This window comes from Halobaculum magnesiiphilum (assembly GCF_019823105.1).
GTDB lineage: Archaea > Halobacteriota > Halobacteria > Halobacteriales > Haloferacaceae > Halobaculum > Halobaculum magnesiiphilum.
In genome coordinates this window covers 1,987,759-2,009,658 of record NZ_CP081958.1, presented here as the reverse complement: position 1 = coordinate 2,009,658, position 21,900 = coordinate 1,987,759, and the positions used below count along the sequence as shown (strand labels likewise).

General features: G+C 71.5%; 19 protein-coding genes. 12 read left to right on the top strand and 7 right to left on the bottom strand.

All coding sequences use genetic code 11. The annotated features are described in order from the left end of the window. Positions 1-240: 240 nt before the first annotated feature. The 3 genes from K6T50_RS10145 to hemC are packed head-to-tail and all read right to left on the bottom strand — an operon-like array spanning position 241 to position 3,161. Complete coding sequence (locus tag K6T50_RS10145; RefSeq protein ID WP_222606490.1) at positions 241-1,128, bottom strand: uroporphyrinogen-III synthase; 888 nt, start codon at positions 1,126-1,128, stop codon at positions 241-243. Next, positions 1,125-2,027 carry a uroporphyrinogen-III C-methyltransferase gene (cobA, locus tag K6T50_RS10140; protein WP_222606489.1) on the bottom strand — a complete coding sequence of 301 codons (903 nt, stop codon included), beginning with the start codon at positions 2,025-2,027 and terminating at the stop codon, positions 1,125-1,127. The genes K6T50_RS10145 and cobA overlap by 4 nt, the downstream gene beginning before the upstream one ends. After that, a complete protein-coding gene (hemC, locus tag K6T50_RS10135; RefSeq protein WP_222606488.1) occupies positions 2,028-3,161 on the bottom strand; it encodes a hydroxymethylbilane synthase in 1,134 nt (377 codons plus the stop codon). A 381-nt stretch (positions 3,162-3,542) separates the two neighbouring features. Between hemC and K6T50_RS10130 the strand changes: the two genes are divergently transcribed. The 9 genes from K6T50_RS10130 (at position 3,543) to argF (ending at position 13,089) form a co-directional block, all read left to right on the top strand. Next, positions 3,543-4,790: an argininosuccinate synthase gene (locus K6T50_RS10130; RefSeq protein WP_222606487.1), complete on the top strand. Its 1,248-nt coding sequence runs from the start codon at positions 3,543-3,545 to the stop codon at positions 4,788-4,790. Then, the gene (gene argH, locus K6T50_RS10125) at positions 4,791-6,299 is read left to right on the top strand and encodes an argininosuccinate lyase (RefSeq protein ID WP_222606486.1); all 1,509 of its coding nucleotides are present in this window, start codon (positions 4,791-4,793) and stop codon (positions 6,297-6,299) included. A 374-nt stretch (positions 6,300-6,673) separates the two neighbouring features. Next, positions 6,674-6,844 (top strand): lysine biosynthesis protein LysW, encoded by a 171-nt coding sequence (lysW, locus tag K6T50_RS10120; protein ID WP_073308810.1) that lies wholly within the window; start codon positions 6,674-6,676, stop codon positions 6,842-6,844. Position 6,845: 1 nt separating this feature from the next. Then, positions 6,846-7,721 carry a lysine biosynthesis protein LysX gene (gene lysX, locus K6T50_RS10115; RefSeq protein ID WP_222606485.1) on the top strand — a complete coding sequence of 292 codons (876 nt, stop codon included), beginning with the start codon at positions 6,846-6,848 and terminating at the stop codon, positions 7,719-7,721. Then, positions 7,718-8,839 carry an N-acetyl-gamma-glutamyl-phosphate reductase gene (argC, locus tag K6T50_RS10110; protein WP_222606484.1) on the top strand — a complete coding sequence of 374 codons (1,122 nt, stop codon included), beginning with the start codon at positions 7,718-7,720 and terminating at the stop codon, positions 8,837-8,839. Before lysX ends, argC begins: the two co-directional genes overlap by 4 nt. Continuing rightward, positions 8,836-9,786, top strand: a complete 951-nt coding sequence (locus K6T50_RS10105) for an acetylglutamate/acetylaminoadipate kinase (RefSeq protein ID WP_425601381.1) — start codon at positions 8,836-8,838, stop codon at positions 9,784-9,786. Before argC ends, K6T50_RS10105 begins: the two co-directional genes overlap by 4 nt. After that, complete coding sequence (locus K6T50_RS10100; protein WP_222606483.1) at positions 9,783-10,946, top strand: aspartate aminotransferase family protein; 1,164 nt, start codon at positions 9,783-9,785, stop codon at positions 10,944-10,946. The genes K6T50_RS10105 and K6T50_RS10100 overlap by 4 nt, the downstream gene beginning before the upstream one ends. Then, on the top strand, positions 10,947-12,044 hold the full coding sequence (locus tag K6T50_RS10095; RefSeq protein ID WP_222606482.1) for a [LysW]-lysine hydrolase: 1,098 nt from the start codon (positions 10,947-10,949) through the stop codon (positions 12,042-12,044). It abuts the gene before it with no gap. Between the two features lie 133 nt (positions 12,045-12,177). Beyond that, positions 12,178-13,089 (top strand): ornithine carbamoyltransferase, encoded by a 912-nt coding sequence (gene argF / locus K6T50_RS10090; RefSeq protein WP_222606481.1) that lies wholly within the window; start codon positions 12,178-12,180, stop codon positions 13,087-13,089. Between the two features lie 304 nt (positions 13,090-13,393). Here the strand turns inward: argF and K6T50_RS10085 are convergent, their stop codons facing one another. Continuing rightward, positions 13,394-15,595 (bottom strand): ATP-dependent DNA helicase, encoded by a 2,202-nt coding sequence (locus tag K6T50_RS10085; protein ID WP_222606480.1) that lies wholly within the window; start codon positions 15,593-15,595, stop codon positions 13,394-13,396. 185 nt (positions 15,596-15,780) lie between these two features. On the opposite strand from K6T50_RS10085, the gene K6T50_RS10080 reads away from it, so the two are divergent. Beyond that, on the top strand, positions 15,781-16,254 hold the full coding sequence (locus tag K6T50_RS10080; RefSeq protein WP_222606479.1) for a histidine kinase: 474 nt from the start codon (positions 15,781-15,783) through the stop codon (positions 16,252-16,254). A 51-nt stretch (positions 16,255-16,305) separates the two neighbouring features. Further along, on the top strand, positions 16,306-17,061 hold the full coding sequence (locus tag K6T50_RS10075) for an Sjogren's syndrome/scleroderma autoantigen 1 family protein (RefSeq protein WP_222606478.1): 756 nt from the start codon (positions 16,306-16,308) through the stop codon (positions 17,059-17,061). Positions 17,062-17,100: 39 nt separating this feature from the next. On the opposite strand, the gene K6T50_RS10070 is transcribed toward K6T50_RS10075, so the two are convergent. The 3 genes from K6T50_RS10070 to K6T50_RS10060 form a co-directional block, all read right to left on the bottom strand. Continuing rightward, the gene (locus tag K6T50_RS10070; RefSeq protein ID WP_222606477.1) at positions 17,101-19,650 is read right to left on the bottom strand and encodes a DEAD/DEAH box helicase; all 2,550 of its coding nucleotides are present in this window, start codon (positions 19,648-19,650) and stop codon (positions 17,101-17,103) included. Positions 19,651-20,002: 352 nt separating this feature from the next. After that, positions 20,003-20,245 carry a ferredoxin gene (locus tag K6T50_RS10065; RefSeq protein ID WP_222606476.1) on the bottom strand — a complete coding sequence of 81 codons (243 nt, stop codon included), beginning with the start codon at positions 20,243-20,245 and terminating at the stop codon, positions 20,003-20,005. Positions 20,246-20,361: 116 nt separating this feature from the next. Continuing rightward, positions 20,362-21,066, bottom strand: coding sequence for a hypothetical protein (locus K6T50_RS10060; protein WP_222606475.1), 705 nt, complete (start codon positions 21,064-21,066; stop codon positions 20,362-20,364). 85 nt (positions 21,067-21,151) lie between these two features. On the opposite strand from K6T50_RS10060, the gene rpiA reads away from it, so the two are divergent. Then, positions 21,152-21,847 carry a ribose-5-phosphate isomerase RpiA gene (gene rpiA, locus K6T50_RS10055; protein ID WP_222606474.1) on the top strand — a complete coding sequence of 232 codons (696 nt, stop codon included), beginning with the start codon at positions 21,152-21,154 and terminating at the stop codon, positions 21,845-21,847. Positions 21,848-21,900 lie beyond the last annotated feature (53 nt).

The window sequence follows — 21,900 nt, the reverse complement described above, 5'->3', positions numbered from 1 at the left end:
TGAGTGTCGTATTCACACGGGCGTCTGATCTTCAGGTGAATATAGGTCATATAAGGATGTAACATCGTCGCATGTGTGGCAATTGTTGCACTCGGAGTTGACGGATATAGTGACAACTCATAGAGATATGAGGCGAGGATCCCCCGGACACGGGCGATATCACTCGCGCGCGCTCCCCGGATCGGTGTGAAAAACGGCGGTTCGTCGGATCGATCCGATCAGGTCGGCGACGAGCGCCGATCAGTCGTCCAACCCGAACTCGTCCAACTCGGCGGCGACGGATTCGGCGAGCGCCTCGAACGTCGCCTCCGCGGGCACCACGTCGACGGCGACGCCGTGTGACTCGGCAGTCTCGCGCGTCGGATGGCCGATGCAGCCCACGACGGCGTCCTCCAGGCCCACAAGCGCCTCCTCGCGGACGCCGCGCTCGTCGGCGGCGTCGAGGAAGTGCTCGACCGTGAGCGAGGAGGTGAAACACGCCCCGTCGAGGTCGCCGGCGGCCGCCGCCGCCGCGGACTCGCCGCTGCCCTCCGGTCGGACGAGCTCGTACAGGACCGTCTCGCGGACGGTCGCGCCGGCGTCGCGGAGCCCGTCGAGCAGCACCTGGCTCCCGTGGTCCGACCGGGCGACCTCGATGCGGACGCCCTCGACGCCGAGGGCGTCGAACGCCGCGACGATGCCGGTCGAGGAGTACTCCTCGGGGATCAGCTCGATCGGCCACCCGGCCTCGCGTGCGGCGTCGGCCGTCGCCGGGCCGATGCACGCGATCGCGGGACCGTCTCCACGGCGCAGGGGATCATCGTCCGAGCCGTCGCTGCCGGCGTCGCCGCCGCGATCGGTGTCGTCGCCGGCGGCGACGGCGGGCGACCACCCCGCCTCGTCGACCAACTCGACGCCCGTCTTCGAGGTGAACACGATCCAGTCGGGGCCCTCCGGCACCGCGCCGGTCGGTCGGACCGCCAGCATCGGGTCCGCGAGCGCGTCGACGCCGAGCGCGTCGAGCGTCTCGACCGCCTCGGTCGTGCGTTCGTCGTCGGGGCGGAACACCGCGACGCGCGGACGGTCGGCGCCCTCGTCGGCGCCGTTGTCGGTGTCGCCTCCGTCGTCTCCGTCGGTTCCGTCGCTCATGCGTCCTCACCCCCGGTGTCGGCGGCGGCTCCGTCCGCGCCGCCGGCGCGTTCGTCGCCACTGTCGACGCCCGCGGTCGCGGCCGCACCCGCGTCGCCGCGGCCGCGCAGGAACTCGACCACCCGATCGCGCGCGCCGGCGACCTCGCCGATCACGGTGATCGCGGGCGGCTCGATCCCGGCGTCGTCGCGCACGTCGACGATGTCCGCGAGCGTGCCCGTGGCGACGCGCATGTCCGGCCAGGTGCCGCGCTCGACGAGCGCGACGGGCGTCCCGGGGTCCATCCCGGCGTCGAGCAGTTCGCCGGTATACAGCGGGAGCTTCCCGACGCCCATCAGCACGACGATGGTGCCGCCGGTCGCCGCCAGCGCGTCCCAGTCCACGGCCGATTCGTCCTTCGTCGGGTCCTCGTGGCCCGTGACGAACGAGACGGAGGAGGCGTGATCGCGGTGGGTCACCGGGATGCCGGCGACGCCCGGGGCGGCGATGGGCGAGGTGACGCCGGGGACGACCTCGAAGGGGACGCCGTGCTCGGCGAGGTGTTCGGCCTCCTCGCCGCCGCGGCCGAAGACGAACGGGTCGCCGCCCTTCAGGCGCACGACGTGCTCGCCCGCCTCGGCGAGTTCGACCAGCCGGTCGTTCGTGTACTCCTGGCTGGTGCGCTCGCCGCCGGCGCGCTTGCCCACGTCCTCGCGTTTCTCCTCGGGGATCGAGCCGAGGATCTCGGGGCCGGGCAGCTTGTCGTGCAGCACCACGTCGGCCTCGTCCAGGAGTCTGCGGGCCTTCACGGTGAGGAGTTCGGGATCGCCGGGGCCGGAGCCGACCAACGAGACGAAGCCGCCGTCGCGGTCGATCCCGTCGCCGCCGCGTTCGCCGGCCGCGTCGCGCTCGTCGCTCATCTACTCGTCACCCTCCTCGGCGCGTTTGGCGGTATCGGTATCGGCAGCGCGCTTCGCGGCCTCGATGAGGTCGGCGGCGCCCTGCTCACGCAGCGAGTCGGCGAAGTCGGCGGCGGCCTCGCGATACGAGCGCAGCGGGAGGTCGCGGTTCGCCTTCACCTCGGTGTCGCCGTCGGCCGACAGCACCCGGACGCGGGCGCTGACGTGTTCGCCCTGCACGAGCGCGTTGACGCCGATCGGCGCGATACAGCCGCCGCCCAGCTCGGCGAGCACGGTGCGCTCGACGCCGGTGGCGACGCGGGTCGGCTCGTGGTCCATCGCCGACCGGATCGTCTCGATCACGTCCGGGTCGCTCGCGGTGACTGCGACGGCGCCCTGGCCGGGGGCGGGGACGTGGTCGGCGCGGTCGAGGCGCTCGACCTCGTACTCGTCGCGGTAGAACAGGTCCGAGCGCCGGAGGCCCGCCTCCGCGAGGACGATCGCGTCGTACTCGTGGTCGAGTTCGTGTTCGAGCGCGCCGCGCTGGAACTCGGTGAGGTCGTCGAACCACTCCTCGACTGTTCGCTCGTACTCGCGGTCGTCCTCGCGAGCCTCGGGATCGCCCTTGTGGTCGGCGTCGGCCTCGACGCGGCGCTCGTGTTCGGCCTGCAACTCGGGCGCGATGAGCTTCCGGATCCGCGTGTCGACGTTGCCGCGGAGGGGACGGACCTCCAGGTCCGGGCGCTCGGCGAGCACCTGCGCCTTGCGTCGCAGCGAGGAGGTGCCGACGACCGAGCCGCGCGGGAGGTCCGCGAGGTCGCCGCCGTCGCGGGTGACGAGCGCGTCGCCGGCGGGGGCGCGCTCGCCGACGGCCGCGACGACGAGGTCGTCGGGCATGTCGGTGGGCATGTCCTTCAGCGAGTGGACCGCGGCGTCGACCTCGCCCGCGATCACGCGCTCGTCGAGCGCGCGCACGAACGCGCCGGTGCGGCCGAGTTCGGTGATGAGGTCCTCGTCGAGTCGGTCGCCGCGGGTCTCCACCTCCACCAGCTCCACGTCGCGGCGGCGCGTCGAGATCTCGTCTCGGACGCCCGCCGCCTGTCGGTGCGCGAGGTCGGAGCCGCGGGTTGCGAGCCGCAGCGTCCCGGTTGTCATACCCGAAACTCCGGCGCGACCGGGGAAAACGGGTTCGCTTCGCCAACACGGCGGGACGGTGCACCGTCCCACGGTCGCTCCGCCGTCGGCCGCGTCGCAACCTTCGCCGGACCGGTACCGTTTTTATCGATCGAGGGACAACCATCGACCATGACAGCGGACGCCGTCGCTCACGTTCGCGCCTCCTTCGAGCGACGCGTCCGCGGTGCCGCGGCCCGGAGCCGAGTCTCCGCGCCGCGACGACCGGGCCGGTAGGCCCCACCTCACCCCTCACCCCTCGTCCCGATCCGCTCGCCTTCCTCCGGGTAGCGTGCAGTCCGCGATTAATTTTCATAACTTGCAAACGCCGAATTTATGGGTGTCGACGTTCGAGCGTTGAGTATGACAAAACGCGTTGCACTCGCATTCAGCGGCGGACTCGACACCACGGTGTGCGTCCCGCTCCTCGAGGAGGAGTACGGCTACGACGAGGTCGTCGGCGTCACCGTCGACGTGGGCCAGCCCGCAGAGGAGTTCGACGAGGCCGAGGAGACCGCCGAGGCGCTCGACCTGGAGCACTACGTCGTCGACGCGAAGGCGGAGTTCGCGGAGCTGTGTTTCGACTCCGTGCGCGCGAACGCGACGTATCAGGGGTACCCGCTCGGGACGGCGCTCGCGCGCCCCGTGATCGCGGAGGCGATCCTGGGGGTCGCCGAGGAGCACGACTGCGACGCCCTCGCCCACGGCTGCACGGGGAAGGGCAACGACCAGCTCCGCTTCGAGACCGTCTGGCGCGCCTCCGACAAGGAGGTCATCGCGCCGGTGCGCGAACTCGGCCTCACGCGCGAGTGGGAGATCGAGTACGCCGACGAGAAGGACCTGCCCGTCGAGGGCGGCAACGAGGGCGCGTGGTCGATCGACACGAACCTCTGGTCGCGCTCGGTCGAGGGCGACGACCTCGAGGACCCCACCTACGTCCCGCCGGAGGACATCTACGACTGGACGACGACGCCCGGCGAGGTCGACGGCGAGGAGCTCGTCGAGATCGGCTTCGAGATGGGCTACCCCGTCACCCTCGACGGCGAGGCGCTGGACCCGGTCGCGCTCATCGAGGACCTGAACGAGATCGCGGGCCAGTACGGTGTCGGCCGCACCGATATGATGGAGGACCGCATGCTCGGGCTGAAGGTGCGCGAGAACTACGAGCACCCCGCGGCGACCGTCCTCCTCACCGCCCACGAGGCGCTCGAACAGCTCGTGTTCACGAAGAGCGAGCGCGACTTCAAGGGGCAGGTCGACGAGCAGTGGGCCCAGCAGGGGTACAAGGGCCTCGTGAACTCCCCGCTCGTCAACTCCCTCGAGGGGTACCTCGACGCCGGTCAGGAGAAGGTCACCGGCACGGTCACGGTCAAGCTGCAGGGCGGGCAGTGCCGCCCCGTCGCCCGCGACTCCGAGTACGGCGTCTACTCCGAGTCGGCCGCCTCGTTCAACACCGAGACCGTCGACGGCATCGAGCAGGCCGACGCCACGGGCGTCGCCAAGTACCACGGCTTCCAGGAGCGCCTCGCGAACCGCGTGCTGAAGGACGTGAAGGCCGGCGAGGACGGCGAGACGCTGGCGGCCGACGGTGGAAACGAGGACGACGAGTAGATGACCGACGACGGTGGCGCCGGCGGCGACGTGGATGATACGGACGCGGACACCGAGACGGTCGTCCGCCGCGACCGCTTCGCGGGCGGCCCGGCCCGCGGCTTCATGTCGAGCCTCGCGGCCGACGAGCGCATCTTCGCCGCCGACCTCGCCGTCGACCGCGCCCACACGGTGATGCTCGCCGAGCAGGGGATCGTTGCCGACGACGAGGCCGCCGAGATCCTCTCGGGGCTCGACGCCGTCGAGTCGGCCGGACACGGCGCGCTCCCGGACGGCGAGGATGTCCACGAGGCGATCGAGTCGGCCGTCGTCGACCGCGTCGGCGACGTGGGCGGGAAGATGCACACCGCCCGCTCGCGCAACGACGAGGTCGCCGCCTGCATCCGCTACCGCTACCGCGCGGACCTGCTCGACGCCGCCGAGGCGACGCTCGCGCTCCGGGAGGCCCTCCTCGATACCGCGGCCGACTACGCCGACACCGTCATGCCGGGGTTCACCCACCGGCAGTACGCCCAGCCCGTCACAGTCGGGCACTTCCTGTCGTCGTACGCGGGCGCGGTCGCGCGCGACACCGCCCGGCTGCTCGCGGCGTTCGACCGGACGAACGAGTCGCCGCTGGGCGGGGCGGCCTTCGGCGGCACCACCTTCGACATCGACCGCGAGCGCACGGCCGACCTGCTCGGCTTCGACGGCGTCGTCGAGAACTCGACGGACGCCGCCTCCGCGCGCGACTTCCTCGTCGAGGGGACCGCCGCGCTCGCGAACCTGACGGCGACGCTGTCGGGGCTCGCCGCGGACCTCATCGAGCACGCGAAGGACGGCTACTTCGTGCCCTCGGACGACTACGCGTCCACCTCGTCGATCATGCCCCAGAAGGTGAACCCCGACACGCTCGAACTTGCCCGCGCGGTCGCGGGCGACGTGTCGGGCGACCTGACCGGGCTGCTCACCACGCTGAAGGGACTGCCGCGCGCGTACAACCGCGACCTCCAGCGCGCGACGCCCCACGCCTGGGACGCCGTCGACGACGCGACCGAGGCGACCGAGGTCGTCGCCGGCGCGGTCGCGACCGGCGACTGGGACCCGGAGGCGTGCGCCGCGGACGCGGGCGCGGGCTTCTCGACGGCCACGGGCGTCGCCGACGCGCTGGCGTCGGCGGGGATCCCGTTCCGCACGGCCCACGAGGTCGTGGCCGAGGCCGCCGCGACCGCCCCCGACGACGCGGATCCGGAGACCCTCGCCGCAAATCTTGACACGGCCGCACAAGAGGTACTTGGGGAGTCCCTCTACGCGTACGTGAGCCGCGAGGACCTGTCGACCGCGCTCGACCCCGCCGGGAGCGTCGCCGCACGCGACTCCCGCGGCGGCCCGGCGCCCGACGCCGTCGCCGACTCCCTCGCGCGCATGACCGAGACGGTCGACGACCACGAGGCCGAACTCGCGGTCCGCCGCGACGCGCTGGCGGCCGCCGAAACGGACTTGTCCGAGGCCGTCGACGAGTACGCCTGAGCGCGACACCGCGACCCACACCGACACCACGACCATGACCCGCCTGCGACGTCCCCGACCGCTCGCTCGACCGCGAGCGACGGCCCCATCGGGCGGCCGCCGTCCGCGACTTCCGCGACGGCCGCGACGACGACCGCGAGGGGGCGTCCGACCGCGACCGTCGCCGCGTCCGGTCCCGGCCGCCGTCCCGCGCCCGCCGGCGGCGGTGGCCCCGCCGGCCCCCCTCGGGGCCTACACTACTCAGATTTCGAACACCGGATTCGAGATCCGCGCCGACCCGTCCGCTCACGCCGCGTAGCGACGACTCCGCCATTAATTTTCGCTGACAGAATCGACGGATTAAAGTCCGATAGCGAGGTACTGGTGAGTACACCATGACCGAAGCCGAATGCGTCGAGTGCGGGGGCACGGTGGCCCTGCACGACGACCTGGAGATCGGAGAGATCGTCGACTGTGAAACGTGCGGCGCCGAACTGGAGGTCGTCGACGTCTCCCCGCCGGTCCTCGATCGAGCCCCGGAGCTCGAAGAGGACTGGGGGGAGTAAGATGAAGATCGGCCTGCTCTACTCCCGGATCCGAAAGGACGAGAAGCTCCTCCTGTCGGAGCTTCGCGAGCGCGGCCACGAGGTCGCGAAGATCGACGTGCGCAAGCAGCGGTTCGGCCTCGCTTCGACGAGCGCCGACGTGACCGACTGCGATCTGGTGATCGACCGCTGTCTCGCCACCTCCCGGTCGCTGTACGCGACGCGGTTCCTGTCGGCGTACGGCGTGCCGGTGATCAACAGTCCCGAGACCGCCGCGGTCTGTGCGGACAAGGTGAAGAACAGCCTCGCGCTGGAGGCGGCGGGCGTGCCGACGCCGGCGACGGAGGTCGCGTTCACGAAGGAGGCCGCGATGGAGGCCATCGAGGACTTCGGCTACCCCTGCGTGGTCAAGCCGGTCGTCGGCTCGTGGGGCAGGCTGATGGCGAAGATCGACTCCGAGACCGCCGCCGAGGCGATCCTGGAGCACAAGGCGACCCTCGGGCACTACGAGCACAAGGTGTTCTACGTGCAGGAGTACGTCGACAAGCCCGGCCGCGACATCCGCGTGCTGGCCTGCGACGGAGAACCCGTCGCCGCCATGACGCGCTCCTCCGACCACTGGCTCACCAACGCCGCGAAGGGCGGCGAGACGGCCACCTTCGACCTCGACGACGAGGCGAAAGAACTCGTTGCGACCGCGAGCGACGCGGTCGGCGGCGGCCTGCTCGGCGTCGACCTGATGGAGACGAAGGACGGCGAGTACACGGTTCACGAGGTGAACCACACCGTCGAGTTCAAGGCGCTGAACGAGGCGAGCGCGGTCGACGTGCCCGCGGCGGTCGTCGACTGGCTCGAACTGAAGGCGGAAGTGGCCGAGGAGGCGGTGGCGACGGCATGAGCGAGGACGAGCGCAGCGAGTCCTCGACAACGAGCGGGGAGCGGAGCGACCCGCGAGTCGCCGTCGCCGACGGCGGTACCGAGCAACTCACCGCCTCCGTCGTCGGCGCCTCCGGCTTCGCGGGCGGGGAACTGTGTCGCCTGCTGACGGGCCATCCCGACTTCGAACTCGCGCAGGCGACGAGCCGCGAGTACGAGAACAAGACGCTCGGCTACGCCCACCCGAACCTGCGCGGGGTCGACCTGCGCTTCTCCTCGCCGGAGGATCTGGAGTCGGTGGACGTGCTGTTCGCCTCCACCCCGCACGGCGTCTCGATGGAGCACATCGACGCCTTCCGCGACGCCGCGGGCACCGTGGTTGACCTCTCGGCGGACTTCCGGCTGAACGAGGCGGCCGACTACGACGAGTGGTACGACGGCCACGTCGCGCCCGAACACCTCGCGGACGCCACGTACGCGCTCCCCGAGTTGGGCCGCGAGAAGCTGGAGGGCGCGGACCTCATCGCCTCCGGCGGCTGCAACGCGACGGCGACGATGCTGGCGCTGAAGCCGCTGGTCGATTCCGGTGTAATCACGCCCGACGACCGCGTCGTCGCGGACCTGAAGGTCGGCTCCTCGGAGGGCGGCGCCGGCGGCGGCGCCGCCTCCAGCCACCCGGAGCGCTCGGGCGTCGTGCGCCCGTACGCGCCGACGGGCCACCGCCACGAGGCGGAGATCCAGCAGGAACTCGGCCTCTCGCTGTCGTTCACCGTCCACGCGGTCGACATGACCCGCGGGGCGGCGGCGACGTGCCACGCCTTCCCGAGCGAGCGCGTCACCACGGGCGACCTGTGGGGCGCCTACCGCGAGGCGTACGACGACGAGCCGTTCGTCCGCCTCGTCGCCGGCGGCGGCGGCGTGTACCGCTACCCCGAGCCGAAGGCCGTGGCCGGGACGAACTACGCCGAGGTCGGCTTCGAGCTCGACCCCGAGAACGGCCGCGTGGTCGCCTTCTCGGCCATCGACAACGTGATGAAGGGCGCGGCGGGGCAGGCGGTCCACGCCGCCAACGTCGCGCTCGGGCTGGAGGAGACGGCCGGCCTCGACTTCCAGGGGCTCCACCCCGTGGGATCGCCGTGAGCTGGCCCGGCGCCGCCGCGGTCGCGGACGGCGAGGTCCTGCCCGACGGCGGCGACGGCCCGCCCGTCGTCGTGAAGCTCGGCGGCGCGCGCGCCGTCGACCCCGCGGGCGCCGTCGGCGACGTGGCTCACCTCGTCGCGAACGGCCGCGACGTGGTCGTCGTCCACGGCGGCTCGACCGCCGTCGACGACCTGCTGGACCGCCTCGGCATCGAGTCGGAGTACGTCGAGACGCCCTCGGGTGTCACCGGCCGCTTCACCGACGCCGAGACGATGGAGGCGTTCACGATGGCGATGGCGGGGCAGGTGAACACCGACCTCGTCACCGCGATGAAGAACGCCGGCGTCGACGCCGTCGGCCTCTCGGGCGTCGACGGCGGCCTCCTGACCGGCCCCCGGAAATCGGCCGTCCGCGTCGTCGAGGACGGCAAGAAGAAGATCAAGCGCGGCGACCACTCCGGCACGCCCAAGCAGGTCAACGAGGGTCTCCTGTCGACCCTGCTCGCTGACGGCTACACGCCCGTCGTGTCGCCGCCGATGTTCGGCATGGAGTCCGAGAGCGAGGGCACCCCGGTGAACACCGACGCCGACCGCGCGGCCGCGGCCGTCGCGGGCGCGCTCGGCGCGGAGCTGGTGGTCCTCACGGACGTGGCCGGCGTGTACGCCGACCCGGACGACCCCGACACGCTCATCGAGTCGGTCGCCACGGGCGACGAGTACGACGCGCTCACCGACGCCGCCGAGGGGTTCATGACCCGGAAGGTGATGGCGGCGACCGAGGCGCTCGAATCCGGCGCGACGGCGGTGACCGTCGCCGACGCGAACGTCCGCGACCCCATCGTCGCCGCGCTCGACGGCGCCGGGACGCGTATCGAGCGCTCGGCCCTGATCGACGGCGGCGAAGCCCACGCCGGAGGCGACGCCGCCGACGCGGAGGTGGACGGATGAGCGCCTTCGAGGACCCCAGCGACGCGGGCGAGGGGTTCGTCTTCTCCGAGAAGCCGATCCAACTGGAGTCCGGAGAGGGCGTCCACCTCACCGCCAGCGACGGCACCGAGTACCTCGATTTCGGCGCGAGCTACGCCTGCACCCCGCTCGGGCACTGCCCGCCGGCCGTGGTCGACGCGGTGCAAGAACAGGCGGCCGAGTTGCTGTACGTGCAGGCGTCGTACCCGAACAGCGCTCGCACGGAACTGTACGAACGCCTCGGCGCGGTCGCCCCCGGCGACCTCTCGAAGGTGTGGCTCTGTAACTCCGGCACGGAGGCCAACGAGGCGGCGATGAAGTTCGCGCGCTCGGCGACGGGTCGCGAGAAGGTCGTCGCCACGAAGCGCGGCTTCCACGGCCGCACGCTGGGCGCGCTGGCGATGACGTGGAAGAAGAAGTACCGCGCCCCCTTCGAGCCCGTCGCCGGCGGCGTCGAGTTCGTCGATTACGGCGACGAGGAGGCGCTCGCGGAGGCGGTCGGCGACGAGACCGCAGCCGTCTTCCTCGAACCCGTGCAGGGCGAGGGCGGGATCAACCCCGCCGGCGACGGGTACCTGCAGTCGGCTCGCGATCTGACGGCGGACGCGGGCGCGGCGCTCGTGTTCGACGAGATCCAGACCGGGATGGGCCGCACCGGCGACCTGTGGGCCTGCGAGGGCGCGGGCGTCCAGCCCGATATCCTGACGACGGCGAAGGGCGTCGCCTCCGGCCTCCCGCTGGGCGCGACGCTGTGTGCCGACTGGATCGCCGACGGCGCCGCCAGCCACGGGTCGACGTTCTCGGGCAACCCGGTCGTCGCCGCCGCGGCCAACGCGACGCTGGAGGAGCTCGTCGCCAACGACGTGCCCGGCAACGCGGCGAAAGTGGGCGAGTACCTCACGACCCAACTGGCGGAGGCCGTCGAGGAACACGACCTCCCCGTCCGCGACGTGCGCGGCGAGGGGCTGATGATCGGCGTCGAGGTGAAGCGGGGGGCGAACCGCTACCTCCGCGACCTCGCCATGGAACACCAGATCCTCGCGCTACCGGCCGGTCGCTCGGTCGTGCGCCTGCTGCCGCCGCTCGTGATCAACGAGGGCCACGCCCGCGAGGTCGTCGACGCGCTGACGGAGGTGCTGTAGATGCTGGCCGTTCCCAACCCCGTCGACCCGGACGACGCGCTCGACACGGAGGGTCGCCAGTTGCTGTACGACCTCGTGTCGACGCCGTCCGTCTCCGGCGAGGAGGCCGACGCGGCGGCGGTGCTCGTCGAGTTCCTCGAGGCGCACGGCCGCGAGGCGTTCGTCGACGAGGTGGGCAACGTCCGCGCGCCGGCCGACGACTCCCTGCTGCTCACCTCCCACGTCGACACGGTGCCCGGCGAGGTGCCGGTCGACGTCGCCGACGGCGACGAGGAACTGGGCGTCGAGGGCCCCGTGCTGTGGGGCCGCGGCAGCGTCGACGCCACGGGGCCGCTGGCGGCGATGGCCGTCGCGGCCGTCGAGACCGGCGTCTCGTTCGTCGGCGTCACCGGCGAGGAGACCGACTCCCGGGGCGCGCGCCACCTCGTCGAGACCCGCGACGCGCCGGAGGCCGTGATCAACGGCGAGCCGTCCGGCTGGGACGCCGTGACGCTCGGCTACCGCGGGCTGATCTCCGGCACCTACGTCGCGACCAGCGAGTCGGGACACACCTCCCGGCCGGACCCCAACGCCGTCGAGCACGCGATCCACTGGTGGCAGCGCGTCGAGGGCGCGTTCGACTACTACGACTACGGCGCCGTCTTCGAGCAGGTGACGACCAAACCCGTCGCCGTCGACGGCGGCCTCTCGGAGGACGGCCTCTCGATGGAGGCGACGATGGACGTGCAGTTCCGCGTGCCGCCGTCGCTCGACCCCGAGGACGTTCGCGAGCGCGCCGACGCCGAACTCGACGTCGGGACGGTCCACTGGAACGAGCCGATCCCGCCGGTGATGGGGAGCCCGCGCGACCCCGTGGCGACGGCGCTGCGGGGCGGGATCCGGAAGGCGGGGGGCGACCCGCGTCTGCTCCGCAAGACCGGCACCGCCGACGTGAACCTGTTCGCCGGCGCCTGGGACGTGCCGATGGCGACGTACGGCCCCGGCGACTCCGCGCTGGATCACGCGCCCGACGAACGGCTCCCCCTGCGGGAGTTCGACCGCTCGGTCGACGTGTTGACCGACGCCTCGCGACGATTGCGAGGCCGAACCGACGGCTGATCTACGGCGGCCCCGGCGGCTCCGACCGTCGCCCGCCCCGTTCTGCGCACTACACACGACCACCGACTCACCACACCACACGCGACACATCCCACGACCCACGATCACGATGAGCACCCACACGACATCGACGATGCCGGACGAGACCGACGAGTTCCCGAGCGACTTCCTCGACATCGACGACCTGACGACCGACCAACTGGCGCAGGTCCTCGCGCGCGCTTCCGACCTGAAGGCCGGGAAGGACCTCACGCAGCTCCCGCGGACGACGCTGGCGATGCTGTTCGAGAAGCCCTCGACCCGGACGCGCGCGAGCTTCGAGACGGGGATGACTCAGCTGGGCGGTCACGCGATGTTCCTCGGGCCCGACGCGATCCAGTTGGGCCACGGCGAGCCGCTGAAGGACACCGCCCGCGCGCTCGGCGGCTACGCCGACGCGATCATGGTGCGGACGTTCGCCCACGAGAACGCCGAGACCCTCGCGGAGTACGCCGGCGTTCCGGTGATCAACGGCCTCACCGACGACGCCCACCCGTGCCAGACGCTCGCGGATCTCCTCACGATCCGCGAGGAGGTCGGCGACCTCTCGGAGGTGTCGGCGGCGTGGGTCGGCGACGGCAACAACGTCGGCCGCTCGTTCGCCGTCGGCGCCGCGCTCGCGGGGCTCGATCTGGCGGTCGCGACGCCCGACGGCTACGGCCTCGGCGACGACGTGTACGACCGCTGCGCCGATCTCGGGACCGAGCCGACCGCCGTCGACTCCCCCGAGGAGGCGGTCGCCGACGCGGACGTCGTCTACACCGACGTGTGGGTGAGCATGGGCGAGGAGGCGGAACGCGAGGAGAAGCTCCCGGCCTTCGACGGCTACCAGGTCAACGAGGACCTGCTCGCCGACACGGACGCCGCGTTCATGCACTGTCTGCCCGCCCACCGCGGCGAGGAGGTGACCGACGCCGTGCTGGAGTCGGACCGCTCGCTCGTGTGGGAGCAGGCGGAAAACCGGATGCACGCGCAGAAGGGGCTGCTCGTGGAGCTGCTGGAGTAGCCGACGCGAGCGAAGCGAGCGTTTTTGTCATCACCAGACGCCTTTGGCGTCTGGTTGGCAGTCAGAGCGCGTTGCGCTCTGACAGCATCGACGGGGTTTGGCGGGGTTCGACGAGCAAGCGAAGTCGTTCTAAAGGCGCGAAGCGCCTTTCGTGATGACGAGACGGCTTTGCCGTCTCGAACCACGAGCGAGGAGGACCCCGTGAAAAGCGGTCGTGGTTCAGGCGGAAAACCGGATGCACGCGCAGAAGGGACTGCTCGTGGAGCTGTTGGAGTAGTCGCCTCCGTACTGCACTCTCACCTCGCTACGGCTCCGGCGGCTCCCCGTCGTAGGCCGCGTGGTCGGTGAAGAAGTTCAACATCGCGAACTTCAGTTTCCCGGGGCCGATGTCGATCAGCTCCTCGCGCTCCTCCACGGGGAACGCGCCCCGCACGGAGTACTTGCCCATGTCCGCGGAGGTGTAGCGCTTGTCCAGCAGCGCGCGAACGGCGAAGTCCTCGGGCGAGCGGATCACGCGGCCGAGCGCCTGCCGGGTCTTGCGGACGGTCGGGATCTCGACGGCGTACTCCCAGCCGGCGTCCCGCGAGCGCTCGGCGAACGCGCGGTCGTAGGCCTCCTGTACCGCCTCCATTCGCTCGGAGAGGTGCGGGTACGGCACGCCCACGACCGCGACCGTCCGGGCGTCGTCGCCGTCGAAGCTCACGCCCTCGGCGAGGGTGCCCCACAGCGACGTGAACAGCGTCGCGTCACCGCTGTCGACGAGGCGGCGACGGAGTTGCTCCGTGTCGGGCTCGGAACCGTCGAGCAGGAGGGTACCCAGGTTCGGGTCGCCCGAGAGCAGTTCGTGGTAGCGCTCGGCCTCCGCGTAGGACGGGAAAAACAGGAGGCTGTTGCCGGGCGTGAACCGCACGACATCCGACAGCGTCGCGGCGATCGTCTCCTGTGTCGCGGGGTCGTCGCGCTCGGAGGCGAACAGCGCCGGCGTGGCGACCGAGAAGGTTCGGCGGTTCTCCTCGGGGTACTCCATCCCGTACGCGAGCGTCGCCGGGTCCGACAGCCCGAGCACGTCCTCTGTCACGTCGAACGGGCGGAGGGTGGCGGACATGAGGACGCTCGCGTACACCTCGTCGAACAGCTCCGCGGTCACCTCCCGCGGGATGCAGGTGTACAGCTCCGCGCGGCCGTACACCTCGTCGGTACCGGCGTCGCGCCGGACGGAGACGACCGGGTGCTGGCCGAGCTCGCCGCCGTCGTCCATCCACGCCGAGACGAACGCGGCCGCTTGCAGGGTCTGACACTCCCGCCGGGTCGTCGTCTCGCCGTCGCGGTACGCCTCCTCGTACTCCTCGTCGAGGCGCTTGCCGAGCTGGAGCGCGAGGTCGCACTCCGCGCGGATCCCCTGTCCCTCGTAGCGGTCGAGGAACGCGAGCGTCAGGTCGTCGCGGCGGTCGTCGTTGGCGATGCTCACGTCGTCCCAGTTCTCGCCGATCTGCTCGCGGGCGCCGAAGCCGAGCTTGTCGTCGTATGTGTCCCGCAGCGCCTCGGTGAACGCCCGGAGGACGTTCTCGGCGGGTTCGGCGCGGGAGTCGTCGGTCTCCTCCAGCTCGTTGAGCGCCGACTCCAGGGTGTTCTCGGTGAGCGTCTTCGAGGCGTGGTCGCGGGCGGCGTCCTCGACGTTGTGCGCCTCGTCGAAGACGGTGATCACGTCCTGCGGGTCGCGATCGAGCCACCGGAAGAACTGCTCGCGTATCTGCGGGTCGAGCAGGTGGTGGTAGTTGCAGACGACGAGTTCGACATCCTCCATCCCCTCCTTCAGCAGCTCGTAGCCGCAGAAGCCCCGGCTGCCGGCGTACTCGTACACCTCGTCGGGGGTGCGCACGTCGTCGAACAGCCACGAGAAGAACTCGCCGGTGTCGCCGGTGAGGTTCTGGAGGTAGTAGTCGCAGGTGTTGGCGGCCTCGTCGTCGATCTCCTCGTCGAGACGATCCAGCTCCTCCTGTACGGCCTGTCTGGCTTCGGCGGCGCTCCCGGGGTCGCCGCCGGAGCCGCCGCCCGCACTGTCGGCGCCCTCGCGCATCTCGTCGGTGAGGTCATCGAGCCGTTGTTCCAGCTGCTCCTTGTCGGACCGGTCCTCGACGAGCGAGCGCGTGGTGTCGCGCAGCGTCTGACACTCCTGGTAGTCCACGTCGATGTGGCACATCGACGACTTCCCCTTGAACACGGTCGCGCGGATACGCTCGGTCTCGTGGATGGCGCGGGCGTCCTCGACGAACTGGCGCATCTGCTGGTGGACGTTCGTCGTGATGACGACGGTGCGGTCGTGCTCGCGGGCGTGCTCCAGCGCGGGCACCAGCGCCGAGAGCGTCTTGCCGGTCCCCGGCGCGCCCTCGAACAGCACGTCCTGCCCGCGCTCCAGCGAGTTGGCGATCCGGTCCATCGCCTCCTCCTGGTTCGGGTACGGCTCGTCGTACGGGAAGAAGCGCAGGTGACCGTCCGTCGTCGACACGATCGTACTTTCGCCTCTTGAGCTTTGAAGTTACGGGTGCCGTGGCGGTCGCGTGGACGCCGGCCGAGTCGGCCGACGGACCGGGCGACGACGGTGCTCCGGGTCGCCGGGGAGGGTGCCCGACCTGTCGGGGCCGCATCGTGTACGTACGGCTATCCCCGGAGCACGCGTCCATACGTGACGCTATGGCGACACAGACACGAACGGCGACGACGGCGGAACCGGAGATCGAGACGGTCGGGACCGGCTGGCGCGGCGGCGTCGCGGCGGGCGCGCTCGCCGGGATCGCGATGGGCGCGGCGTTCTCGCTGTTCGCGCCGGCGGCGCTGGAGGTCGCGATCCCCTCGCTGTACGGACTCTCCGGCGGGCTCGCCGGCTGGATCGTCCACGTGAGCCACGGCGCGGTCCTCGGCGTGGGGTTCGTCGCGCTCGCGAACGCCCTCGGCGTCGTCGACCCGACACGCTCGACGCTGCTCGGGGTCGGCTACGGCGTCGCGCTCTGGGCGGTCCTCGCGGCCCTCGTGATGCCGGCGTGGCTCGCGGCGGTCGGCTCGCCCGCGACCCCGCCGCTCCCGAACCTCGACACCCTCAGTCTCGCGGCCCACGTGCTGTACGGGGCGGTGCTCGGCGCTGCGCTTCCGTCGCTTCGCTCGCTGTGAGCTCCCCTCGACGCCGCTGACTTTTTCGCTCGCGACGACCATTCCCCGAGCATGAGCGAACACGCGTCCGACGAGGCGCCCGACGGCGACGACCCGGAGTTCGACAAGGAGGCCGAACGCGAGAAGCTCCGCGAGAAGTTCGCCCGCGACGAGGAGAAGCGCGAGTCCACGCGCCGGATGAGCGAACTCCTGCTCAAGGGCGCGACGATGACGAACGACCACTGCGACGCCTGCGGCTCGCCGATCTTCCGACAGAACGGGCAGGAGTTCTGCCCCGAGTGCGACGTGGAGGGCTCGAACGGGGCGGCGCCGGACGAGCCGGCGAACGCGGACGCGGCGGACCCGGACGCGGTGGACCCGGACGCGGCGAATCCGGACTCGACGAACGCCGCTGTGGCGAACGAGGACGCGGCGCCCGGCGCGACGCCGAACGAGAGCCCGTCCCCGAGCCCGACGGAGCCGGCGGCGTCCTCACCGGGGGGCGCGTCCGCGTCCGCGGACGTGGACGGGGCCGGGGTTGACGCCGCGGAGGCGGCCGGGACGGCAACACCGGAGACAACGGGCCACGTGGACGCGAGCGTCGACGTGGCGGCCGGACGTGATACCTCCCCGGCATCGACACGGCCCGCCGGCGACGCGAACGCGGGAGCCGCCGGCGACGACCTCGCGGCCGGCCGCGACGCACTCGCGAGCACGCTGCGGCGCCACGCCGAGGCAGCAGCCGAGGCGTCCGACCCCCGTGTCGCCGCCGACCACCTCGCGGCGGCTCGGGAGGCTGCCGAGGCGCTCTCGGCGCTGCGTCGCTGAGAACCGAACCGTACACGGCGGAGAACGGGTGTTTCGCGGCTACTCCGGGTAGTCGCTTCCGACGACCTCGCGAATGCGTTCGGCCGTCACCTGCCCGACGCCCGAGACCTCCAGCAGGTCCTCCTCGCGGGCGGTCATCACCCCCTCGACGGTGCCGAAGTGCTCCAGCAGCGCCCGCGAGGTGACTGGACCGATGTCCGCGATCGACGAGACGACGTACTCCTGTTGCTCGGCGAGCGTCTTCGCCCCCTTCTCGCCGTGTGCGGACACCTCGCGGTCGTTCGTCTCCTGCTCGCGCCGGGCGATCGTCTCCAGCAGGTCGGCGGTGTCGGCCTCGTCCTCGGTGCGGAGGACGCTCGCGTCGAAGTCGATCGCCAGCGACGACAGCGCCCCGCGGACCGCGTTCGGGTGGACGTTGCGCTCGCCGTACAGGTCCTCGCCCTCGATGATCACGACGGGCCGGGCGTACGCGCGGGCGGTGTCCTTCACCTGCTCGAACATCGAGCGGTCGCCGCCCACGAGCGTGTCGAGGAAGTCCGCGACCGACTTGCGCTCGACGGCGACGCGGTCCGAGAGGACGTAGTCGCCGACCGCCAGCGTCTCCAGCCGGGTGGTGATCCCCTCGCGCGTCGAGAGGTCGCGCGCGATGGTCGACTCCAGCTCGCGCTGGTCGATGACGATCTCGGTTCCCTCGTCGCTCCCGGCGGTGGCGACGACGCCGTCGTCCGCGTCACTGCCGGCGTCGGTCTCGTCGTCAGCGTCGCCGTCGCCGCCGTCGACGGTCGTGTCGCCACTCACACCGCCGTCGTCAGCCGTTTCGCTGCCGTCCTTCGTCGTCTCGTCGTCGCCCGTCGACTCGGGGTCGAAGTCGGTCAGCCCGGGCTGTGACCCGTCGGCGGTCGACGCCGCCGTCGAGTCGGGCGGGGACTCGGCCGAGGCGTCGGCGACTGCCGCGTCGTCGCCCTCGCTGTTCTCGCGTTCGTCGTCGGCCTCGCCGTCGAACTCGGTCAGTCCCGTCTGGCCGTCGTCGAGTTCGTCGGTCAACTCGTCGGCGACCCCCTTCAGCTCGCGCAGCTCGTTTTCCATCTCCTTCTCGCGCCGCCGCGAGATCCAGAAGAACGCCTCGTCGCGCGTGTCGTTGGCGAGGAGGACGACCACCTCCCCCTCGGCCTGCCGGCCGGTCCGCCCCTTGCGCTGGATGGAGCGAATGGCGGTCGGCACCGGCTCGAAGAACAGCACCAGATCGACCTCCGGCACGTCCAGCCCCTCCTCGGCGACGCTGGTGGAGACGAGTACCTCGAACTCGCCGGCGCGGAAGGCGTCCAGCGTCTCCTGCTGTTGCTTCTGGGTCATGCCGTCGGAGCCCTCCTTGTCGCCCTGGCCGACGAACCGTCGGGTGTCGAAGGAGGCCGAGAGGAACTCTGTCAGCGCCTCGGCGGTGTCCCGGGACTCCGTGAACACGATGACGCGCTCGCCGCCGCCGATGCCGAGCGTCTGCGCGAGCAGAACTCTGGTGCGCCGGAACTTCGGGTGGAGGTCGTCGAAGTTCTCGGCCTTGCGGATCGCCTCGCGCACCTTGGGCTCGGAGACGAGCCGCTGGCTCGCCTTCGAGGCGCCCGACGAGCGGGCCGCGTTGCGCTGGCGCTCGAAGTACCGCCGCAGCGCCTCGACGCTTTGCGTCTCGACGAGCTCGACGGCGCGTCGGAGCTTCATCACCTCCGCGTGCACGGACATCCCGGTGTAGGCGTCCGAGTCTCCCCCGTCCATCATGCGCTGGAGCTCCCCGCGCATCTTGTTGAGGTCCTTCTGGGAGACGTCCGGTTGAGTCGTGTTCGTGACGCCCAGTTGCTTCAGGCTCTCCAGCCGGTCCGTGATCACCTCGTTGAGCGCGTCGCGGATCTCGATGATCGGCTCGGGGAGGTCGATCCGCTCCCACTGCACGTCGGTGTCGTGGGTGTACTCGCCCACGTCGGCGTCGTCCTCGGTCATCACCTCCACCTGGTCGATGCCGAGGTTCTCACAGACGGCCGTGATCTCCTCGCGGTCGCCCCCCGGCGAGGCCGACATCCCGGTGACGAGCGGGTTTTCGGCGTCGGCGTGGTAACGCTCGGCGATGTAGACGTACGCGTAGTCGCCGCTGGCGCGGTGGCACTCGTCGAACGTCAGGTGTGTCACGTCCGCCAGCGAGACCCGGTTGCCGACGAGGTCGTTCTCGACGACCTGCGGCGTCGCGATGACGATGCTCGCGCTCTCCCACAGCTCGGCGCGGTCGTCGGGGCGCACCTCCCCGGTGAACACGACGATCTCCTCGTCGGCGATGTCCAGCGCCTCGCGGTAGAAGTCGGCGTGCTGCTGGACCAGCGGCTTCGTCGGCGCGAGAAACAGCGCCTTCCCGCCGGTCTCGTACAGCCGGTGGGCGGTCACAAGCAGCGAGACGGTCGTCTTCCCGAGGCCGGTCGGGAGGCACACGAGCGTGTGTCCCTCACGGGCGGTCACCGCCAGGTCCGTCTGGTAGCGACGGTTCTCGATGAACTCCGGAACGAGCAGCGGGTGCTCGACGTACTCGTCCTCCGCGGCGGCCTCGGCCATCGTCGGATCTTTCGCCTCACACGGGGTAAACCTTCGCGAACCGTGGCGAAAGTGAATCCGGACGCCTCACGGCTCGAACGACCGGTTCAGCGCTCCTCGCGCGGCCGGAACTCGAACCGGCGTTCGTCGCAGGCCGTCTCTGGGACGGACTCGTCGAGGAGCGCGGCCCACTCCGTGATGTGACAGCGCTCGGATGCTGGCATCGGTCGGCCCAACACGAGGATCCGTGATAACCGTTTCTCGCGTTCCCGCTCGCTCGGGCGCGGACGACCGCTTCATTGTGACCCTCCTCGACGGTCCCGGTTCGACGCTCGCCGGACGCCTCTCGGGCGCCTGTCGGGCGCCCGCCCGCTCAGATCAGCTGTTCGCCGTCGTCGTCGTACAGGCGGATGGCGTCGACCGGGCAGGTGCGGGCGGCGAACTTCGCGTCCAGCTCGTCGCCGTCGGGCACCTCCAGCGAGAAGGTGTCCTCGTCGGTCTCCTCGCCGCCGACGAGCGTCGCCTTCCCGGCGTCCATGTCCTTCTCGAAGGCGTCCCACTCGGCCACGCACTGGTACATCCCGACGCAGGTGTCACGGTCGAACTCGACGTGCATACCCAGACCGTGGTCGCGGCGGCTAATACCGTCTTCGTCCCGGTCGCCGGCGCTGCCGGTTCGGCGCCGTCGGATCGGTTCCGAAGACCTCCCGAGGGCGCCACGGTGGGACGGCCTCAGTACCCCGCGAGCAGCCTGGCGAGGACGCCCCGGACGCCCGGCGCCGCCGCGCCCTCGGGGAGGAACGTCGGCACCGCGTCGCGGTCGATCCCGTCGTCCCCGCCCTCTGCGCCGCGCCAGACGACGGTCCGTCCCTCGACCGTCCCGTCGCCGACGCCGCCGGCGACGACGTGGCCCTCCGGCGCGTGGACGACGAGCGCGTCCGCGCCGGGATAGACGGTCCCCTCGCCGCCCATGACGAACGGCAGCACGGGGTCGCGGGCGTCGAAGGCGGTGAACAGGACCGCGCCGGCCTCGCGCTCGGCGGCGTCGCCGCGGCTGTGCTCGACGACCAGCGTGTCGCCGTCCATCCGACTCGTCCGGTCGCCGCCGTCCGAGGCCGTCGCGTCGGCGACGATCGCGGCCCGCAGCGAGTCGTTCCGGAGCGCCTCGGCCCCGTCGGACAGGTCGAGGCGGGCGGTCCAGCGGGTCGATCCGTCGTCGGACACGCGCACGTCGAGGGTGGCGCGTTCGACCGCGACGGCGACGCCGTGGCGGTCGGCGGCGTCGGCGAGCGCGCCGTCGACGCAGACGCCGCAGGCGGGCTCCGGCGGCGCACGGGCGGCGCCGTCGGCCGGGACTGCTGCGGCGACGAGCGCCGACGCCACGAGGGCGATGGCGACGAGACGGAGGACACGGGGAGAGAGGGTAGCCAGGGACACGGCGGGGTCTGTGTCGCTCTGGCGTAAGTACCTTCGGCCGCCTCGACGGGCAAGCGTTTTGCGCCCCCCGACGGAGCACCCGAGCATGAAGAACACCGCGGGGACGGAGGCGGCGAAGCGGGCGGCCGGCGAGGCGGCCGCCGCCGAGGCGACCGACGGCGACGTGGTCGGGCTCGGCACCGGCTCGACGGCGGCGCACGCGATCCGCGACCTCGGCGAGCGCGTCGCCGAGGGGCTCGACATCGAGGGCGTCGCCACCTCCTACCAGTCGCGGGCGCTCGCGAGGGAGGTCGGGATCCCCCTGTTGTCGCTGTCGGACGTGGCCCGCGTCGACCTCGCGATCGACGGCGCCGACCAGGTCGCCCTCGACGAGAACGCGCTCGTGAAGGGCGGCGGCGCCGCACACGCCCGCGAGAAGGTGGTCGCGTCGGCGGCCGACGAGTTCCTCGTCGTCGCCGACGACTCGAAGCTCGCGGATCGGCTCGAACACCCGGTCCCCGTCGAGGTGCTCCCCGACGCGCTCGCCCGCGTCGAGCGTGCGGTGCGCGACGCCGGCGGCGACCCGACGCTTCGGGACGCCGAGCGCAAGGACGGGCCCGTGATCACCGACAACGGGAACCTCGTGCTCGATTGCGACTTCGGCACCGTCTCGGAGCCGGCGTCGCTGGCGCGGGAACTGTCGGGCGTTGCTGGCGTCGTCGAGCACGGCCTGTTCGTCGGGATGGCCGACGCGGTGTTCGTCGGCGACGACGACGGCGACGTGCGGCGGACGGAGCCGTAGGCCTCAGCGCCGGCGTCCAGCTCGTCGAGCACGGGCGATCGGCGGCGCCGCGG